The organism is Lapidilactobacillus gannanensis (assembly GCF_003946675.1).
Lineage (GTDB): Bacteria > Bacillota > Bacilli > Lactobacillales > Lactobacillaceae > Lapidilactobacillus > Lapidilactobacillus gannanensis.
On record NZ_RHOT01000009.1, the window covers coordinates 1 to 18,561 of the forward strand.

Below are 18,561 nucleotides of genomic sequence, written 5' to 3' on the forward strand. Positions count from 1 at the left end.
AAGATAAAGACATACCCGTCAGTTTTCGAAAAAATACGAAAACTGACGGGATTTTTATGAACTATGAATAATTCAGGCGTAATAATAATTAACGACTACAATTTTATGTTAGTCCATACTTAGCAAGATGTCTAATACCGATTAATGATAGTCGTTGATAAGTAAAACTTATCATCTACGCAAAAAAACATCCTTGCGCGGCGACCGTTGCAAGAAAAGCAGCAACAGCAGAACGTGAAGGATGTTTCAGTAGAATCAGCCATCAACAAAACGAAAAACAGCTAATCAAAAACTATTTAAACTGTTTCAAGGCCGTTTCGATTGGTGTCTGACCATCGGAAATAGTCATTGCTTGTTGGCTAAGTTCAGGATGATGAATCAAAGCCGTTAAAACACGACCTAAATTTTCTCGACTTACTTGTGGAGAATCTGTGGTGTCACTGTGGCTTAAGGTAATCTGACCACTACCAGCATCATTGGTTAGATAAATCGGCCGCAAAATTACATAATCAAGCTGAGTGCGATGCATTAACCATTGCTCTGCATAATATTTTGCCAAATCAAAATCCTCATAGGGATTGGCCGTCTGATCAGGTTGACTAGCCCCAACAGCACTTAATAACAGATAGCGCTTAATCTGACTATTTTCGGCTGCAATCATGGTTTTCACTGCCCCATTTAAATCAATTCGAATAAAATGTGGTCCCGTAGAAGCCGCAGCGAAAATAATCGCTTCATTACCAGCAATGGTCTTGGCGATTTGGGCAACTGGCCACTCTAAGTCAAACAAGACATATTTAACCTGGTCATCCTGAATCACCCCTTGCTCCTCTGGCTTGCGAACACCAGCCGTCACTTGGTCGCCAGCAGCTACTAATTTAGCAACGATTTGCCGGCCAGTTTGACCATTGGCACCAACAACAAATACTTTCATCAAATTACCTCCTTCAAGGTTGCCAACATTACCCTGATAGTGTAACCGATTTTCCTGAAAATCTTTAGTAATATGCACTAGACCAATTGTTTTATTTTACTGTTATAGCAATCTTAATAGTCTAGACCATGTCTAGTCAGCAAAATTTAATCAGTCCGAGAAATTTAAAATAGTCAAATCAAAAAGCCTGTCTGGCAATCTCTGATTTGATCTTGAGAGATTGTCAAACAGGCCTATGCATCATCGCAAAGATTAGCCTAAACTCGCCATTCTTGGGCGCTCAATTGGTCCAAAGCCATAGCAATTGGGGTATCACCATCTGTAACCGTTAATTCCAGCTGCTGTAATTCAGGTCGATGTATAAGCTCTGCCAACAAACTGGCCACATTTTCTCGACTAACTTGTTGCTGAAGATCAGCCGTGCCGGCATTTAAAGCGATTTTGCCACTGCCAGCCTGATTCGTTAATGAGACTGGTCTAATTAACAAATAGTCCAAATCAGTCCGATGTAATAACCATTCGTCTGCATAATGCTTGGCAATGAAGTAATTTTCCAAACTACCCGCCCATTTGTCTGGCTGGTCGGCATTGACTGAGCTGACCAATAAATAACGCTTAACGTGAACTTGCGTGGCTGCCTGCATGGTTTTTACAGCACCATCTAAATCAACTCGCAATAAATCTTTACCGGCTGAACCAGCCGCAAATATAATGGCTTCTTGATCAGCAAAAGCAGTCGCCATTTTAGCAACTGACCAAGTTAAATTAAATAAAACATACTGAACGTTAGCAGCCTTAACAACCGCTTGCTCGGCAGGCCGCCGCACACCGGCAGTAACCTGATCACCCTTTGCACTTAACTTAGCAACTAACTGTTGGCCAATTTGACCATTAGCACCAACTACGAAAACTTTCATCTAAACTCCTCCTTCAATCAAGCCTTAGTTAACTAATACCAGTGTAACTTACTGACTGACAAAAGTTTAGTAAAAGCCTTCCCTAAATGAATGTCAGTTCTTATTTCTAATGCGTGCCTGAAATAGGTGTGAAGTCTTTGACCAGCAGTAAAAGCGCTGAGCTGAGTGTTCCACAAATTCCCTGCACTTTCAAAGTTCGGATAACTTGGTTAACAATGTTCCTGGATTAGTCACTAACTGTTGTAAAACTTGTGCTTTGTCAGCCTGATGCAGTAATAATAGTGGTTTATTAGGTGCAACCTTTTGATGTAATTCACGAACATATTGGTTGTGTGACTTGGGATAATGCCAAATAAACTTTATAAATTCCCAATATTCTCGATCAAAATGTTCTTCAAAGTTAGGTGCCATTTCCGGACGATTATGGCCATTGTGCCGATCTTGTAAAGACCGACCAACCACCCGCTTCACCGCAACCAATGGCGATATTTGAAACCAAATTGTGATATCGGCCTGGACCATTCTTGGCGCCATGGTATGCGAATAATTGCCGTCAATCACCCAATCCTTATTTTGGGCCATAAAATCCATTTGAATCTGTAACAGCTTCTCACTGGCAGTCTCACTGTAATCCATTTGATGCCAATAATAATCTAACGAAAGAACTGGCCAGGCAGTTGCTGTCGTTAATTTTTTCGCAAAAGTTGACTTACCACTGCCAGGTGAACCAATTAAAGCAATTTTCATTTACCTTCCACACTTTCACTGACGACTAAAAAACCACGCGATAATAGCGTGGTTTCAACTGTTAATAGCACGTATTTTAACTAATTGTTCCGTGAGAAAATTCGTAAGATCGATAAGAAAATGTTAATGAAATCAAGGTACAATTCCAACGCACCCCAAATGGCTAAGTTATCAACGGGAATCCCACCTTCTGTCGTGGTTGCCTGTTGGTACATGACCTTAAGCTTTTGATTATCCCATGCTGTTAAGGCAATAAAAACAATTAAAGTCGCATAAGATAAAATATATTCCATGGTTGAAGAATGCATGAAAATATTGATCAGCGTTGCCGCTAGAATACCAATCAATGCCATCATCGTAATTTGACCGCTACGTGCTAAAGACTTAGTCGTTAAACGCCCATAAATCGCCATCGTGACGAAAACCACGACCGCAGTGAGAAAGGCCGCAGTAATTGAGCCTAAATCATAAACCCAGGGAATAATCGTAAACGTCAGTCCCTGTAACACGGAGTAAAGAATGAAATAGCTGACCATTTTAGACTTTGACATCATCTGGGCATGACTCAAACCAAGCACTAGTGCCAATTCACCACCAAAAACGACCCACATTAACCAAGAATGCTGGCCTAAAATGGTCATCACTTGGCTAGCCCACAGGAAATTCAGTAAGAAAGCCACCCCTGCGGAAATAGCAACACCGATTGCCATAAAGAGATAAACTTGGTTAAAGAAGCGTTTTAAGCCTTGATCTTGAACAACTTCTGTTTGCATAAAAGATCCCTCCAATAATTTTTAAATTGATAAATCCCAATCATCGGCTAATAGTATACCATATTATGCCTGATTTCCCCATCAACCTCTAGCATGAATTTTGGACACTTTCAGCGCACCTTATAACCTAATCATCTGTCTCTACTTAGAATCTAGTAAAACGCTTAAATGACTGACCAGCAATTCGGATAATTTTAGCGAAACCGGTTACACTTAATTGGAATAAGTGCTATACTTGATAGATAAGAAATTTATTATTTTAGCATTGTGAGCGATTAGTAGATTATGATGAAATTTATTAAACAACATGGCTATCTCTGCTTCGTTGTTTTAGTGATCGGCTTATTGGCCGGTGGTTATCTTTATAAACAATCTGTTCTTGAAATACCAGTCATCAGTGTCAGTCACCAACAACAGAAATTGGTCCGACATGAGAAGAACGAAGACCAGTTAACAGATTTTGAAGCTTATGTTGAACGAAAAATGTCGGTGCACTTTACGCAGCAACAAGTGCAGACAGCTGCCCTCTACTTGGTTGGTGCCTGTTTAGCAACGTTGATTCTTGAGCCACTGATTGTCTATCTTGTCTACCAAAACCGTCCCGCTGGCCAAGTTAAGCGTCGCCCCGGCCATCATTACAATGTTGTACGGATTGACCGCGATGTTGACAGTCACTTCAAACTCTGGTCATAATCGATTCGTACTTAAATAACAGCATTCTGTAGTACCTAATTCTTTCAAAAAATGAAAGGATTATTTTTTTGTCTTTTTTTGATTTTTTCCAACACTGGCATAAAACTAATGATGTTTAGAAACAAAACCAGTTTTGACGACATTTCAATTGGTTGTCGCGGCCTGTATGTGGTCATAACCAAACTAGGCAACAACTTAAAATTAAATTGTGCCGCTATTACTAGCAAGAATCTATAAATTAACCACAAAAAAGCGTGTGACAAAAGGCGATCGGCCGGTGAGCATTAACGTAAAATACCGAACAATTCGTCAGAATTGATCGGCATTTGGCGTTAAGCAGAGCCGGTTGCCTCTTGAAAACACGTTTCAGCAACCAAAGTTCGGTCTTATTTTATTTAAATAACTGATGTCCCAAACTCGTTATCAGTTTAGCTACCACTATATTGTAATAACGTAAATAAATCATAATCTTTGATTTTATCGCGACCGTGCAAATCAGTTAATTCAATCAAGAAGGCCGTTCCAACAACGATGCCGCCCAATTGTTCAACTAACTTGATTGTGGCGGCAATCGTTCCGCCAGTTGCTAACAAATCATCAACAACTAGCACCCGTTGTCCAGGCTTAACGGCATCTTTGTGCATAAATAGCTGCGCTTCACCATATTCAAGATCATAAGAAACTGAAATAGTTTCCCGAGGTAACTTACCTTTTTTACGTGCTGGTGCGAAGCCAATTCCTAAACGATCGGCAACGGGACAGCCAACAATAAATCCACGTGCTTCTGGGCCACAAATCATTTCGGCACCATGTGCTTTGGCGAATTCAGTAATCCGATCAGTCGCTGCTGAATAAGCAGCGCCATCGGCCATTAATGGGGAAATATCACGGAAAACAATCCCTGGCTCAGGAAAATCAGGGACCGACGCAATATAATCATGAAAATCAATCTCTTTTTTGACCATTATTTACATCCTATCTATCTTTTTGACTTGTTTTGAGAAAAGCCTCTAACTGATTTAGGTTACCCATAGCAAGTTGGCGATAACTCTGTTGTAACGCCTGTTGCCGCCGGAAAGTAGCCGAATTGAGTAGTGGCGTTTTTGGTGCTTGGCGATTTGCCGTCAAACGTTCCTTATCCATTTTAACAAAATTCAATTCAGAAAACACCTGTATTCCAAAATGAAGTTGTGCTTCAGTAACTTGGCAATGCTGCGCGAATTGTGGGAGTTGTGGTCGAGCAATTGCTGGTTGCTGATAAATTTCTTTTAAAATTAAACGTAATTGTGGTACTTGTAGTTGCAGCCGTTCTCGTCGCTGTGGTGAAGTATAAAATAACAAATACAGGCTCGGACTAGTTAGCACATCCAAATAACTGGTCAACTGCTGATGATTCAAAGGTAAGTCAATAAACAAAGTACTTGACCTAGTCGCAGTGCGATCAAGTTGATCCGGACGAGTATAAATTTTAGTCGTCATTTTACGAGTTAATTGTTGTGCCAAATGTTGGTCAAAACAGATATAATTCCAATCTTGTTGCAACAATTGTGGTTTAAATGTTTGCCGACGCAAGTCAGTTACTTGGTAGCGGTGCTGGGCCCAATGCCATTCAGTTTGCGGAAATTTTCCCGACAGTTCGGTCGGCACGGTTGTTGCGCCGGCGACTGTAGTTGGTGCAGAATTGGCACTAGTACTACCTGACTGATCAGCTGGCATTGTTGCTTGGCTCACGCTTGAAGCAGTACTCTGCGCGGCCAGGAAAGTAATCTGAACTTTCGTCTTATTTTGCCAAATATTCAACCCTAAAGTACCGGCCACTTTTAAATGAGTTTGCTGATTTAGCGTCTGCGCCTCTGCGCCGTGACGAAAGCCAATCAATTCAACATCAGCGTTTAAACGTGCTTTTAATGTTTGGCCAGTTTTACCAATGGCCTGCCACCCTTGCCAAGGAAATTGATCAAACTCGAAAACTGGTTCCGGATTTTGTTCACCAAAGGGGCCTAAATAGCGCTGTAAATCATTAACTAATGCTGGTGTTAACTGCGGCAATTGCTGAGCATTTAACCGGTAATCAACGACCAGGTCAGCACTTGAATTGATGGCTGCTTGTTGCTGAGTACTTTGCTGAACTAAATGTTCGCGCAGACCGTCAATTGCTGCCACGGGTAATGTTAAACCCACGGCGCCTGCATGACCGCCAAATTTTGTAAAATGGTCGCGATACTCATTAAGTGCCTGAAACAAATTAAAATCGCCAACTGAACGGCCGGAACCCTTAGCTGACTGAGTAGCAGGGTCAATACTCAAAACTAAAGTCGGACAATGATATTGATCAACTAAACGGCTGGCGACGATGCCGAGAACACCTTCGGCCCAGCCCTCTCCTGCAACCACTAAGGCAGCTGGATCTGATGAAGTAATCGTGGCAGCTGCGGCCTGTGCTACTTCTTTAACCAAATTTTGGCGTTCAGCATTGACTTGCTCAACTTGCTGCGCAATCTGATCAGCCTCAGTTTCATCATAAGTGGTCAACAGCGCCACTGCGGGACGAGCACTACCGACACGCCCCAATGAATTTAGCCGTGGCACAATGCCAAAACTAACTTCGCGGGTTGTTAAACGAGCCAAGTCGAGTTTAGCTTGTTTAGCCAATGCTAAAATTCCTAAACGAGGATCCTGACTCATCTGTTGTAAACCTGCCGCCACAATAATCCGATTGTCAGCCACAATTGGCATGACATCGCCAATTGTTCCAATAGCTGCCAAATCAATTAATTCCTGAGGTAGATCACCTAGCAGTCCCCACGCTAAATAAAAGGCGACGCCAGCGCCAGAAAAATAGCCAAACTCACAATGAGAATTAGGATGACGGGGATGCACAATTGCTGTTGCCTCAGGTAACTCAGCTGGTAAATCATGGTGATCTGTAATAATAACATCTAGCCCATGACTTTGCGCATAGGCCACCTCTGCCACCCCAGTGATGCCATTATCGACAGTAATTAATAGCTGATATCCTTGCTCAACAAATTCATGATAACGGCTCATATTCGGCCCATAACCATCAGTAAAACGGCTAGGCACATAATAATCAACCTCAATGCCTAAGCTCATAAATGCTTCATGCAGAATTGATACACTGGTCACACCGTCAGCGTCATAGTCACCATAAATCATGATTTTTTCTTCGTTTTCAATGGCACTTTCAATTCGAGCAACGGCCTTAGTCATGTCATTAAATTGGTCTGGCGCGGTTAACTGATTTAAATCAACAGTTAAAAACTGCTTAATTGCCGCGCTTGTTTTAAAACCACGATTAACCATAATTGCGACGATAATTGGCGGTAAATCCAATGTCGTCGCAATTTCATCAATCGTTGCTTGTTCAATTTTTTCTGGTTCTTGCCATTGTTCTTGCAACTATAAAACTCCAAACAATTATGAATTAAAAACAGCTAATGATTTCTTAGTTGCTTTTTGAACTTTCACGAGCTCTCCCTGAACTGACCAACGATTGGCACCACCATCAGCACAAGTAATCAAAGTAATCATTTTTTTACCGGGTACATCATCTATGATGCTGACTTGAGTGGGGTCAACCACTTTTTTAACATCAATTTGGTAAGTATAAACCTTCGTTAAATCGGTAATATAGATTTTTTCACCCAGACTGGTATCCGCAATCGGCGAGAATAGAATGCCCTTGTTCGTCATGTAATGACCAGCTAAGGCATAATTGCCTTGGCCCATTACCTGATCAGCCTTCATCGTCCCAGCACCTGTAGATAGTGCTGTATCACTAAGCCCTTTGAGAATTGGTAAGTATAAATTAACCGCTGGGATTGCAATTTTTCCAAGTGTCCCGACATCATCACGATTAAACGTTGCTGCCGCCACTTGCTTAGTATCAATACTTTTGACTTTACTGAAATCGAATTCACCTTTTACTTGACGACTTTTGGCAATTGTCGTTCGAGTAACTTGTGCGTTGCGATTCTGACCGAGCCAGCCAACAGTAAAGTCTTTGATCTGTTGGTTAAAAATCAAAGCCAAGGCTACCAGCAATAATAAAATATAGCCAGTAATTCGTAGTTTTTTCATGAGATACCCCCAGTCCTCAAATTTGAGCGCCAACTTTTAAATTATTTCCCTTTAATATCGTCATCATTTAATTTTAAAACAGTCATGAATGCTTCTTGAGGAATTTCAACATTCCCCACAGCCTTCATCCGTTTTTTACCGGCTTTCTGTTTCTCCAGTAGTTTACGTTTCCGGGTAATATCGCCACCATAACATTTTGCTAGCACGTTTTTCCGATATGCTTTAATTGTCGCACGTGAAACAACTTTATTGCCAATTGCGGCTTGAATCGGCACCTCGAATTGTTGCCGTGGAATAACTTCTTTTAGTTTGGAAACAATTAAACGGCCACGATCAGCAGCAAAATCACGATGAACGATGAAACTCAATGCATCCACTGGTTCGCCATTTAATAGAATATCCATTTTAATCAGGTCACTGGCCCGATAATCACTAATTTCATAGTCCAAAGAGGCATAGCCACGCGTGCTTGATTTCAAATCATCAAAGAAGTCATAAATAATCTCTGACAAAGGTAATTGATAAATGACATTAACCCGATAAGTATCCAAATAATCCATTGTCACAAACTCGCCACGCTTACGTTGGGCCAATTCCATGACCGCACCCACGTAATCATTGGGCACCATAATTTCTGCTTTCACATATGGCTCGCGTATTTCTTTAATGAGTGATGGATCAGGTAATTGCGCAGGATTATCAATTACTTTCTCGGTACCATCAGTCATTTCAATGTGATAATCAACTGATGGTGCTGTCATAATCAAGTCAAGATTAAACTCACGCTCCAAGCGTTCCTGAATCACATCCATATGCAACAGCCCTAAAAAACCGCAGCGGAAGCCAAAGCCTAAAGCCTGTGAAGTTTCAGGTTCAAACTCAAGTGCTGCGTCATTAAGCCGTAATTTTTCCAGTGATTCGCGCAAATCATTGTATTTGGCATTATCAACGGGGTACATCCCGGAATAAACCATGGGTTGAATCTTTCGATAACCAGGCAATGGCTTGTCAGCCGGTGTTTCAGCTGAGGTTATCGTATCACCAACGTCGGTTTCTTGAACTGATTTAATCGACGCCGTTAAATAACCGACATCGCCAGCCATTAAATAGTCACGCTGCACTGCTTTCGGCGACATGACCCCAACTTCAGTTACTTCGTATTCATGGCCGTGACTCATTAATTTAATCTGATCACCAGGTTTAACAACACCATCGACCACTCGAATACTTAACACCACGCCGCGATAACTATCGTAAACCGAATCAAAAATCAGCGCTTTTAAAGGCGCAGTTAAATCACCAGTTGGTGCTGGCACGTCAGTCACGATCCGCTCCAACAATTCAGGAATACCGGTCCCAACCTTAGCGCTGGTTAGGACAGCCTCACTGGCATCAATACCAATCATATCTTCAATTTCTTTTTTGACCTTGTCTGGGTCAGCAGAAGGTAAATCGATTTTATTGATGACTGGCAGAATTTCCAAATCATTATCAATCGCCAAGTACACGTTGGCCAAAGTTTGCGCCTCAACACCTTGCGCTGCATCGACAACTAGTACGGCACCCTCGCACGCCGCTAAAGAACGCGAAACCTCATATGAAAAGTCGACATGACCTGGTGTATCAATTAAATGGAAAATATAGGTTTGATCATCTTTAGCGTGATAGTGTAACTCAACAGCATTTAACTTAATGGTAATACCACGTTCACGCTCTAAGTCCATGTTATCCAGTAATTGTGCCTGCATATCCCGCGGTGCCACGCTATCTGTTAATTCCAGAATCCGATCAGCAATTGTTGATTTACCATGGTCAATATGCGCCACAATTGAAAAATTACGAATATGTTTTTGTCGTTCCTTTAACTCTTCAAGATTCATTTATTTACACCCAATTCATCGAAATTGAAATAGAGAGCCATTTCAAACTAGTTATATTATACCAGATTTGATGCAGTGACGTTGGTCTCAGTAATCAGACTTAAACATAACTGAAAGTGATTTCTGACAATTATAGGTAAAAATCAAAAACCATTAATCCCCGATAAATGTGCTAAAACAGAATGGTTCAGACTTCGTTGTGGGCTTGCTAGTTGTGGAACGCGGCCGCCGCTGACTAATACCAATTATAAACCAAATTGTCATCAAGACAGGTTTTATTATAAATACTGAAGCACCAAATGAGTTCAGGGCGACAAATGGCTATGCCTAACTTAATTATTTGCTCGATCGGCGGCGCAAATAAAAATCATTGGCTGACAACCACGCCCCTTTAATCACCCAGCCACCACCAACTCTTAATTGGAGAAGTCTTGGCACTATTCTACCTAAAACCAATAAAAAAGTAGATCATCTAAAGTGACCTACTTAATCTATTTATTGGAATTTTTCTTTAAACCGGCTGAAGAAACCACCATTTTGTGGATCAATTTTTTCACCACTGGCCTCAACGAAGTCCTTCAAAGCATTCTTTTGCTTATCACTTAAGTGTTTAGGCGTCACGACATTAACCGTGACTGTTTCATCACCATTGGTTTTACTGTGCAAACGTGGTGCGCCTTTGCCACGTAAACGGAAATCAGTTCCCGACTGTGTACCAGCAGGAATTTTCAATTTAACTGGTCCGTGGACAGTATCCACTTGGATTTCATCCCCTAAAGCAGCTTGTGGGAAACTAATCGCAACCGTAATTGAGATTTCAGCGCCATCACGTTGGAATTTGCTACTTGGTTTAACGCGGAAAACAATATAGAGATCCCCATAAGGGCCACCATTTTCGCCAGCCTCGCCTTGACCTTCTAACCGCATCTGTTGACCGTCTTCAATTCCGGCCGGAATCTTAACTTTAACTTCGTGATTTTGCTTTTCTTTACCAGTTCCGTGACAAGTTGGGCAAGGATATTCAACAATCTTACCTTTGCCTTGGCAACGATCACACGCCACCCGTGTACGAATCCGGCCAAGTGGTGACTGTTGCTCAACTTCCATAAAACCAGTGCCATGACATTTCGGACAAGTAATTGGACTAGTTCCGGGCTTGGCGCCGCTACCATTACAAGTGTGACAAGAAGCCTCGCGCGTATAAGTGATCTCGGTATCTTTACCGAAGATAGCCTCTTCAAACTCTAAATCCATCCGATACTGCAGGTCGGCGCCTTGTCGTGGTGCAGTAGCACTTGCGGCACGGCCACCACCGCCACCGAAAAATTGGCTGAAGATATCACCAAAGTCACCGAAACCACCGCCAAAATCACCACCAGCTTGGCCATAACCTCCACCAAAAGGATTACCGCCGCCAGCACCGTTCATTCCTGCTGAACCATATTGGTCATAGGCCGAACGCTTCTGAGGATCAGATAAAGTTTCATAAGCTTCATTAATTTTCTTAAATTTCTCTTCTGCACCAGGTGCCTTATTAATATCAGGATGATACTTCTTGGATAATTGTCGATAGGCCTTTTTGATATCCGCTTCTGAAGCATCTTTTTGCAAACCAAGCGTGTCATAAAGATCTTGTTCGTCTGCCATCATTTTCCTCCTCATCGACTACTGTCGAAAGACTTTACTCACAAAACTATAGCATAAAGCATCAATTTTGCAAAATTCAATAAAAGAGAGTGTGAGGGCTAGTGGTCTTTTGGCGTAGCGTAACTTCAAATAATGATTTGAGCTGGCGCTAACCAGATCGCAGCATTATTTAAGTTAGGCCTGCCATTTACCAGCCCGAACACGTTTAAACTCAGAGTGTGAGGGGCTGGTGGTCTTTTGGCGTAGCGTAACTTCAAATAATGCTTTGAGCTGGTGCTAACCAGATCGCAGCATTATTTAAGTTAGGCCTGCCATTTACCAGCCCGAACACGTTTCAATAGAGTGTGAGGGGTGCCGATCTTTTGGCGTAGGATAATTTCAAATAATTGCTTGAGCTGCACTAGCAGATCGAGTGATTATTTAAATTAGCCATAGCCATTTGGCACCCCGAACACGTTTAATAAAAAAGGGGTTGGATCCTAGGATCCAATCCCCCTGCAATAATTAAAAACCAATTAAACTAGTTCTTAATTATTTTTTATCTTTATCGACTTCTTCAAAATCACCATCAACAGTGCCGTCGTCATTACCCTTACCATCAGTTGAACCTTGATCAGGATTTGGCTTAGCTTGGCCTTGATCACCTTGTGCTTGTTGTGCTTCTTGAGCTTGTTGATAAAGTTTAACAGTCAAGTCTTGGACAATCTTGCTTAATTCATCACGTTTAGCTTTCATGTCTTCAGCGTCGTCTGCTTCTTGAGCTTTCTTCAAAGCATCGCGAGCGTCTTCGGCTTTCTTGATTTCTTCATCAGAAACTTTACCCTTTAATTCGCCTAAAGTCTTATCAGTCTGGAACAATAATTGATCCACGTCGTTCTTCAAGTCAACCGCTTCTTTACGCTTCTTATCCTCTTCAGCGTTTTCTTCGGCTTCCTTCTTCATCTTGTCAATTTCTTCGTCAGACAAGCCTGATGAACTCTTGATTGTAATCTTTTGTTCCTTACCAGTACCCATATCTTTAGCAGAAACGTTAACGATACCGTTTTTGTCAATATCGAAAGTTACTTGGATTTGTGGGATGCCACGAGGTGCAGCAGGGATATCTGTTAATTGGAAGCGACCTAAAGTCTTGTCGTCAGCTGCCATTGGCCGTTCACCTTGTAAAACATGGATGTCAACAGCTGGTTGGTTATCAGCGGCAGTTGAGAAAGTTTGTGACTTCGAAGTTGGAATTGTTGTATTACGATCGATCAACTTAGTGAAGACACCACCCATGGTTTCAATACCTAATGACAATGGTGTGACATCAAGTAAAACGACATCCTTAACATCACCAGTAATCACCCCACCTTGAATAGCAGCACCAATAGCAACGGCTTCATCAGGGTTGATTGAGTGGTCTGGTTCTTTGCCAGTCCATTCCTTAACAGCAGCTTGAACAGCAGGTGTCCGTGTTGAACCACCATTTAAAATAACTTTATCAATATCTGCATTTGTTAAACCAGCGTCACGTAAAGCATTTTCAACTGGAATCCGTGTCTTTTCAACTAAGTCAGAAGTTAATTGATCAAACTTAGCCCGTGTTAAAGTTTCTTCCAAATGCAAAGGTCCGTTAGCGCCAGCAGAAATAAATGGTAAGCTGATTTGTGTTTGGCTAACACCAGATAAATCCTTCTTAGCCTTTTCAGCAGCATCTTTCAAACGTTGCATTGCCATCTTGTCTTGTGACAAATCGATGCCATGAGCTTGTTTGAATTGCGCAACTAACCAGTCAATGATCTTGTTATCAAAATCATCACCACCAAGATGAGTATCACCATTAGTAGACAATACTTGGAAAACACCATCGCCTAATTCCAAGATGGATACATCAAATGTACCACCACCAAGGTCATAAACTAAAATCTTTTCATCAGCGTCAGACTTGTCCAAGCCGTACGCTAATGCACTAGCAGTTGGTTCGTTGATGATCCGTTGAACATTTAAACCGGCAATCTTACCAGCATCTTTAGTGGCTTGACGTTGGCTATCATTGAAATAAGCAGGCACGGTAATAACAGCATCTGTCACCGTCTCACCTAAGTAATCTTCAGAGAATTTCTTAATGTATTGTAAAATCATTGCGGAAATCTCTTGTGGTGTATATGACTTACCAGCAACAGTTACTTTGTAGCCAGCTTCGCCCATATGACGCTTGATTGAAGAAACAGTGTCTGGGTTAGTAATTGCTTGACGCTTAGCAACTTCACCAACTTGAATTTCACCATCTTTAAAAGCAACAACTGAAGGTGTCGTCCGATTACCTTCTGGGTTTTCAATAATTTTTGGCTTGCCACCTTCAAGAACGGCGACAGCTGAGTTTGTAGTACCTAAATCAATCCCAATAACTTTTGACATACTTGTTACCTCACTTTTATATTAATTATTTTGCAACAACAACCATTGCTGGTCGAATCGTCCGATCTTTCAAACAATAACCTGTTTGTAAAACTTGATAAATAGTATCAGCTGGATGTTCATCATCAGCTGGTACCGTTTGTACAGCTTGATGAAATTGCGGATCAAATTGATCGCCAACTTGCCCAACTGGGGTGATATTATTCTCTGTTAAAGCTTGTTGCAAATGCTCTAAGACCATCGCAACACCCTTATGCAGTTGCTGGGCAGCTTCATCATCAGCTGGTACCGCCAATGCACGTTGTAAATTATCAACAACCGGTAAAATCGCCGTTCCCAACTTCTGTGAAGCATATTTTTCATGACTAGCACGCTCTTTTTGATGACGAGTATGCATGTTTTGAATCTCAGCTTCTGCACGGAGGTACTTATCTTCAAACTCGTCAGCCTTAGCTTGAGCAGCCGCTAATTCCTTTTCTAATTCAGGTTGATCAGCGGCAACAATTTCCTCAAGATCTTCCTGATTTAATTCTTCAACTTGTTCCTTCGTTGACTCAGTCGCTGCCTTAGTCTTTTGACTATGCTCAGCCTGAGCGGCCTTCTCAGCAAACTTAGCATCTTTCTCAGATGGAAAATCTACCGGGCGCTGTTGGTTCGCTTTTTTCGTCAACAACATCACTCCTTAAAAATTAAGCTGTCTGTGGTACCGTTTAGATTGCTTGATCTAATTCAAGTAACTGATTGGTCAGTCATTTGAATTAGATCAAGCAAATCGACATCGCAAACGCAATTTTACCTAACTATCATCAGTATGAAAATACCCATAATATTCAAATAACTTCTTCACTAATTCATCACTGAATAGCTGCATCAACCCGATCAATTGCGAATATGGCATACTTGTGGGACCTAAAATAGCAATCATCCCATCACCATGCTGACCAACGTGATACTTCGCGGTAATGAGCCCATAATCACTTAGCAACGAATTATTAAATTCATCGCCTAAGCGCACAGAAATCGGTCCCAAGATTCGATGATCAGTCATTGGTGGTTGCTTGATTTCATCATCAGTTGCCGCCTGATCGAGATCAAGTAACGACGGTAACACACTCTCTTTATCTAATAATTGATAAATTGATTTCAACTGATCCAGCTCATCCGGTTGCACAAAATTCAGCAAATTCGAACGGCCACCAATGTAATAATGCTGAGCAGCGGCACGCTTGAGCACATCACCAAACAAATCAAGAAAACCTGTTGCTGAATGTAAATATTGACTCAACAATCTTGGAATTTCCGTTACCAGTTTAGTTTTAACCTGATTAATTGGTAAACCAACAAGCTGATCATTGATGATCCGGACGGCCTTCTCTAAGTCGTCTGTATCAAGCTGTCCCGTAATTCGGTAAACCCGACTCTCAACGGTACCAGCGCTAGTAGCAAGAATTGCAATAATTTGATCACTACCTAGCGGAATGACCCGAAAACCGGTTAACGTCACTTGAGCATTTTCTGGTCCTAGGGAAATCGCGGTATAATTCGTCAAACTGGACAAAATCGTTGCCGCTTGTTTGACAATATCATCGATTTCACGATAGTCATGATTAAAATTCTGCGCAATCTTATCAAACACAGGTCGCGGTACGGCGCTCGGCTGAACTAAATTGTCCAAGTAATACCGATAACCGGCTGTTGAGGGAACCCGACCAGAAGAAGTATGATTCTTAGTAATTAAGCCATCATCTTCCAGTACGGCCATTTCGTTACGAATCGTTGCTGAACTAATATGAATTGGCAATTGGTTCATCAAAGTTTTCGAACCCACAGGTTGTCCTGTCTCATTGTAAATTCTAACGATCTCAGCTAAAATCATTGCCTGACGTTTCGTCGGCATCGAAATCACCTCTTTTTAGCACTTGATTGTTATGAGTGCTAACAACACTATAAAATATAACAATCACCGCCTTTAAAGTCAAGGAAACACACCAATTATTTTCGAAAAAAATCAAAATCAGACTCCAGACTGAGCCGACCTCAGGCCAATGACAACCTAAAATTCTAAAGTGCGCAACTTGATAACTGCGTTAACGTAGGACAGCTTCGCAACCCTCGTAAATCTTGCCTGATCAGACAAAAATACCCCCTACTTTAGTTGCTGAAACAAGTGCTCAAAAGGCAATTGGTTCTCGGCGCTGCTTAACGCAAAATACCGAGCAATTCTATTGCAGAATTGCTCGGTATTTTACGTTAATGTGCACCAGCTAATTGTCTTTTGTCATACGTTTTTTCATTAACCATTATTGGCTAACCATCTTTTGTCGTATTCTCGGGCTGATCATCACATTTTAAACTAACATAAACTCCTCGAAAACATCGTTACCAATGAAACGACCATGTGGGGTCAACGTATATGCCGCTGCTGACTCAGAAATCAAATCTTCCGCGAGCAACTTAGGAATTACCTCCGGATAAACTGCACGAATAGAACGGCCAAAACGTTGTTCAAATCGTTTCTTACTGACCCCAGCATTTAATCGTAGTCCAAGAAACATTTGTTCCTCAATTTGCTGGTCGATGGTAATATTTTCAGTTGTTAAAATCGGCAATTGATCGCGCTGCAGTGGTTTGAGATATTGTTGGATTGGACCAAAGTTTTGATAACGGGTATTACCTAAATAACCTGATGCCCCCGCACCAAAGCCAAAATAATGTTCGTTATGCCAATAAACTAAATTATGTTGTGACTGAAAGCCTGGTTTGGCAAAGTTACTAATTTCATACTGCTCAATCCCGTGTTCAGCAAACATATCCATAGCTAATTGATACATATCAGCTTCCATATCTTGCGATGGTAGCTGCAACTTACCACGCCGCATTAAATTATAGAAGACCGTTCGCTGTTCCAAAATTAAGGAATACGTCGCATAATGGGGAATTTTTAATGCCAAAGCCTGAGTCAAACTGTTTTTAAAATCAACGGTATCTTGCCCAGGTAAACGATAAATCAAATCAATTGATAAATTATCAAACCCGGCTGTTTTCGCATTAAAAACCGCCTGTTTAGCTTCAGCAGCGGTATGCGTGCGACCGATTTTTTTTAACACATCATCATTAAAGGACTGGACACCAATACTAAGGCGATTAACTCCTGCTGCTTGGAGCAAATTAAGTTTTTCTTGGCCTAATAAATCATTAGGGTTCGCCTCAAAGGTGAACTCTTGCCCATGAATCGGCAGCAACTCGTTTAAACCGGTCAGGAGGTAGTCTAACTGGGGAACAGTAAGTGCACTAGGTGTGCCACCGCCAATATAAATCGTGCCAATTTCTGTGTCGGGATGCTGTGCTAAAGTCAACTTAATTTCTTTTAATAGCGCCGTTAAGTAAGCTTGAACCGGTTGTCCCTGAAGCAATACTTTATTAAAATTGCAATAATAGCAAAGATGACTGCAAAAGGGAATATGGATATAAACGGCGGCTTTTTGCGGTTGCTTACGTCCGGTCATAATTGGCCTCTTTCTCAATTGGCTGAGTCGCGAAATAATCACGTGTGTCCTGTTCATCCTGTTGGAGTTGGGCGATTAAGCCGGCTGCGCTAGTAAACTTCACTTCACCACGCAAATAGTGATACCAGCGAAGATTAACCGTTTGTTCATAAATATCTTGATTAAAATCAAGAATATTAACTTCAACTGTTACCGGACGATGATCACCGAATGTCACATTACGCCCGACTGATGTCATCGCTGGATACCATTTTCCGGCAACTTGCAGCGCCGTTGCATAAATACCAATGCCCGGCCAACGCTGATTATCTGTTGGTTGAATATTCGCAGTCGGATAGCCTAGCTCACGGCCACGAGCCTCACCGTGAACGACGACACCTTGTGTTTGATAGGGGTAACCTAACAACTGATCAGCGAAATCAACCTGCCCCGCTGTCAAAGCAGTGCGAATGGCTGTTGAAGATATTTTATGATCCTGATAGGTCTGTTCCGCAACTGTCACTACTGTAAATCTTTCCTGAGCATAGCCAGGTAATGCAGCCATATTCGCCCGTTCAATTGGTCGACCATAAGTATAATCAAAACCAGCAACTGCTACCTTAACACCTAAGGCAACTAAAAATTTATCGACAAAATCTTGTGGCTGTAAGCTAGCAACTGCCTGTGTAAAATCAACAACATAAAGTATATCGACCCCTAGCTCAGCCATCAATTCGGCCTTACGCGTAATGGTAGACAGATAAGTGAATTCACTGGCCTTGACCTTATTAAAGACAATCCCAGGATACAAGTTGAATGTCATTACTGCTACAGGTAATTGTTTTTCCCGACCAATTTTAACAGCACGCTTAATGACTGCTTGATGGCCCCGATGAACTCCATCGAAGAAACCTAAGGCCATTACCTTAGCCGCCGAATTGGTTGACACCAAATTAATTGGATATTTTAATTGAATCACTTGCAAGG

At 41.6% G+C, this 18,561-nt stretch carries 15 protein-coding genes; 1 reads left to right on the forward strand and 14 read right to left on the reverse strand.

The window, feature by feature from the left end:
* Nucleotides 1-292: 292 nt before the first annotated feature.
* From EKM81_RS03745 to EKM81_RS03760, 4 genes are all read right to left on the reverse strand, one after another.
* A complete protein-coding gene (locus EKM81_RS03745; RefSeq protein WP_125648631.1) occupies nt 293-934 on the reverse strand; it encodes an NAD(P)H-binding protein in 642 nt (213 codons plus the stop codon).
* A 257-nt stretch (nt 935-1,191) separates the two neighbouring features.
* Entirely contained in the window at nt 1,192-1,851 is a 660-nt protein-coding gene (locus tag EKM81_RS03750; RefSeq protein ID WP_125648634.1) for an SDR family oxidoreductase, read from the reverse strand.
* Nucleotides 1,852-2,040: 189 nt separating this feature from the next.
* On the reverse strand, nt 2,041-2,598 hold the full coding sequence (locus EKM81_RS03755; RefSeq protein WP_125648637.1) for an AAA family ATPase: 558 nt from the start codon (nt 2,596-2,598) through the stop codon (nt 2,041-2,043).
* An 80-nt stretch (nt 2,599-2,678) separates the two neighbouring features.
* Complete coding sequence (locus EKM81_RS03760) at nt 2,679-3,371, reverse strand: Bax inhibitor-1/YccA family protein (protein WP_125648639.1); 693 nt, start codon at nt 3,369-3,371, stop codon at nt 2,679-2,681.
* A 285-nt stretch (nt 3,372-3,656) separates the two neighbouring features.
* Between EKM81_RS03760 and EKM81_RS03765 the strand changes: the two genes are divergently transcribed.
* Nucleotides 3,657-4,064: a hypothetical protein gene (locus EKM81_RS03765; protein ID WP_125648642.1), complete on the forward strand. Its 408-nt coding sequence runs from the start codon at nt 3,657-3,659 to the stop codon at nt 4,062-4,064.
* Nucleotides 4,065-4,492: 428 nt separating this feature from the next.
* On the opposite strand, the gene EKM81_RS03770 is transcribed toward EKM81_RS03765, so the two are convergent.
* From EKM81_RS03770 to ribF, 10 genes are all read right to left on the reverse strand, one after another.
* Nucleotides 4,493-5,029 carry an adenine phosphoribosyltransferase gene (locus tag EKM81_RS03770; RefSeq protein ID WP_125648646.1) on the reverse strand — a complete coding sequence of 179 codons (537 nt, stop codon included), beginning with the start codon at nt 5,027-5,029 and terminating at the stop codon, nt 4,493-4,495.
* A gap of 10 nt (nt 5,030-5,039) precedes the next feature.
* The gene (gene recJ / locus EKM81_RS03775; RefSeq protein WP_125648649.1) at nt 5,040-7,484 is read right to left on the reverse strand and encodes a single-stranded-DNA-specific exonuclease RecJ; all 2,445 of its coding nucleotides are present in this window, start codon (nt 7,482-7,484) and stop codon (nt 5,040-5,042) included.
* A gap of 18 nt (nt 7,485-7,502) precedes the next feature.
* Nucleotides 7,503-8,165 carry a class A sortase gene (locus EKM81_RS03780; protein WP_125648652.1) on the reverse strand — a complete coding sequence of 221 codons (663 nt, stop codon included), beginning with the start codon at nt 8,163-8,165 and terminating at the stop codon, nt 7,503-7,505.
* A gap of 41 nt (nt 8,166-8,206) precedes the next feature.
* Nucleotides 8,207-10,045: a translation elongation factor 4 gene (lepA, locus tag EKM81_RS03785; protein ID WP_125648655.1), complete on the reverse strand. Its 1,839-nt coding sequence runs from the start codon at nt 10,043-10,045 to the stop codon at nt 8,207-8,209.
* A 495-nt stretch (nt 10,046-10,540) separates the two neighbouring features.
* Nucleotides 10,541-11,692: a molecular chaperone DnaJ gene (gene dnaJ / locus EKM81_RS03790; protein WP_125648762.1), complete on the reverse strand. Its 1,152-nt coding sequence runs from the start codon at nt 11,690-11,692 to the stop codon at nt 10,541-10,543.
* A 531-nt stretch (nt 11,693-12,223) separates the two neighbouring features.
* Nucleotides 12,224-14,089, reverse strand: coding sequence for a molecular chaperone DnaK (gene dnaK / locus EKM81_RS03795; protein ID WP_125648658.1), 1,866 nt, complete (start codon nt 14,087-14,089; stop codon nt 12,224-12,226).
* A 25-nt stretch (nt 14,090-14,114) separates the two neighbouring features.
* A complete protein-coding gene (gene grpE / locus EKM81_RS03800) occupies nt 14,115-14,765 on the reverse strand; it encodes a nucleotide exchange factor GrpE (protein WP_125648661.1) in 651 nt (216 codons plus the stop codon).
* A 120-nt stretch (nt 14,766-14,885) separates the two neighbouring features.
* On the reverse strand, nt 14,886-15,986 hold the full coding sequence (hrcA, locus tag EKM81_RS03805; RefSeq protein WP_125648664.1) for a heat-inducible transcriptional repressor HrcA: 1,101 nt from the start codon (nt 15,984-15,986) through the stop codon (nt 14,886-14,888).
* A gap of 451 nt (nt 15,987-16,437) precedes the next feature.
* Nucleotides 16,438-17,595, reverse strand: coding sequence for a radical SAM family heme chaperone HemW (gene hemW / locus EKM81_RS03810; protein WP_125648667.1), 1,158 nt, complete (start codon nt 17,593-17,595; stop codon nt 16,438-16,440).
* Entirely contained in the window at nt 17,582-18,559 is a 978-nt protein-coding gene (gene ribF / locus EKM81_RS03815) for a riboflavin biosynthesis protein RibF (RefSeq protein ID WP_125648670.1), read from the reverse strand. Before ribF ends, hemW begins: the two co-directional genes overlap by 14 nt.
* Nucleotides 18,560-18,561 lie beyond the last annotated feature (2 nt).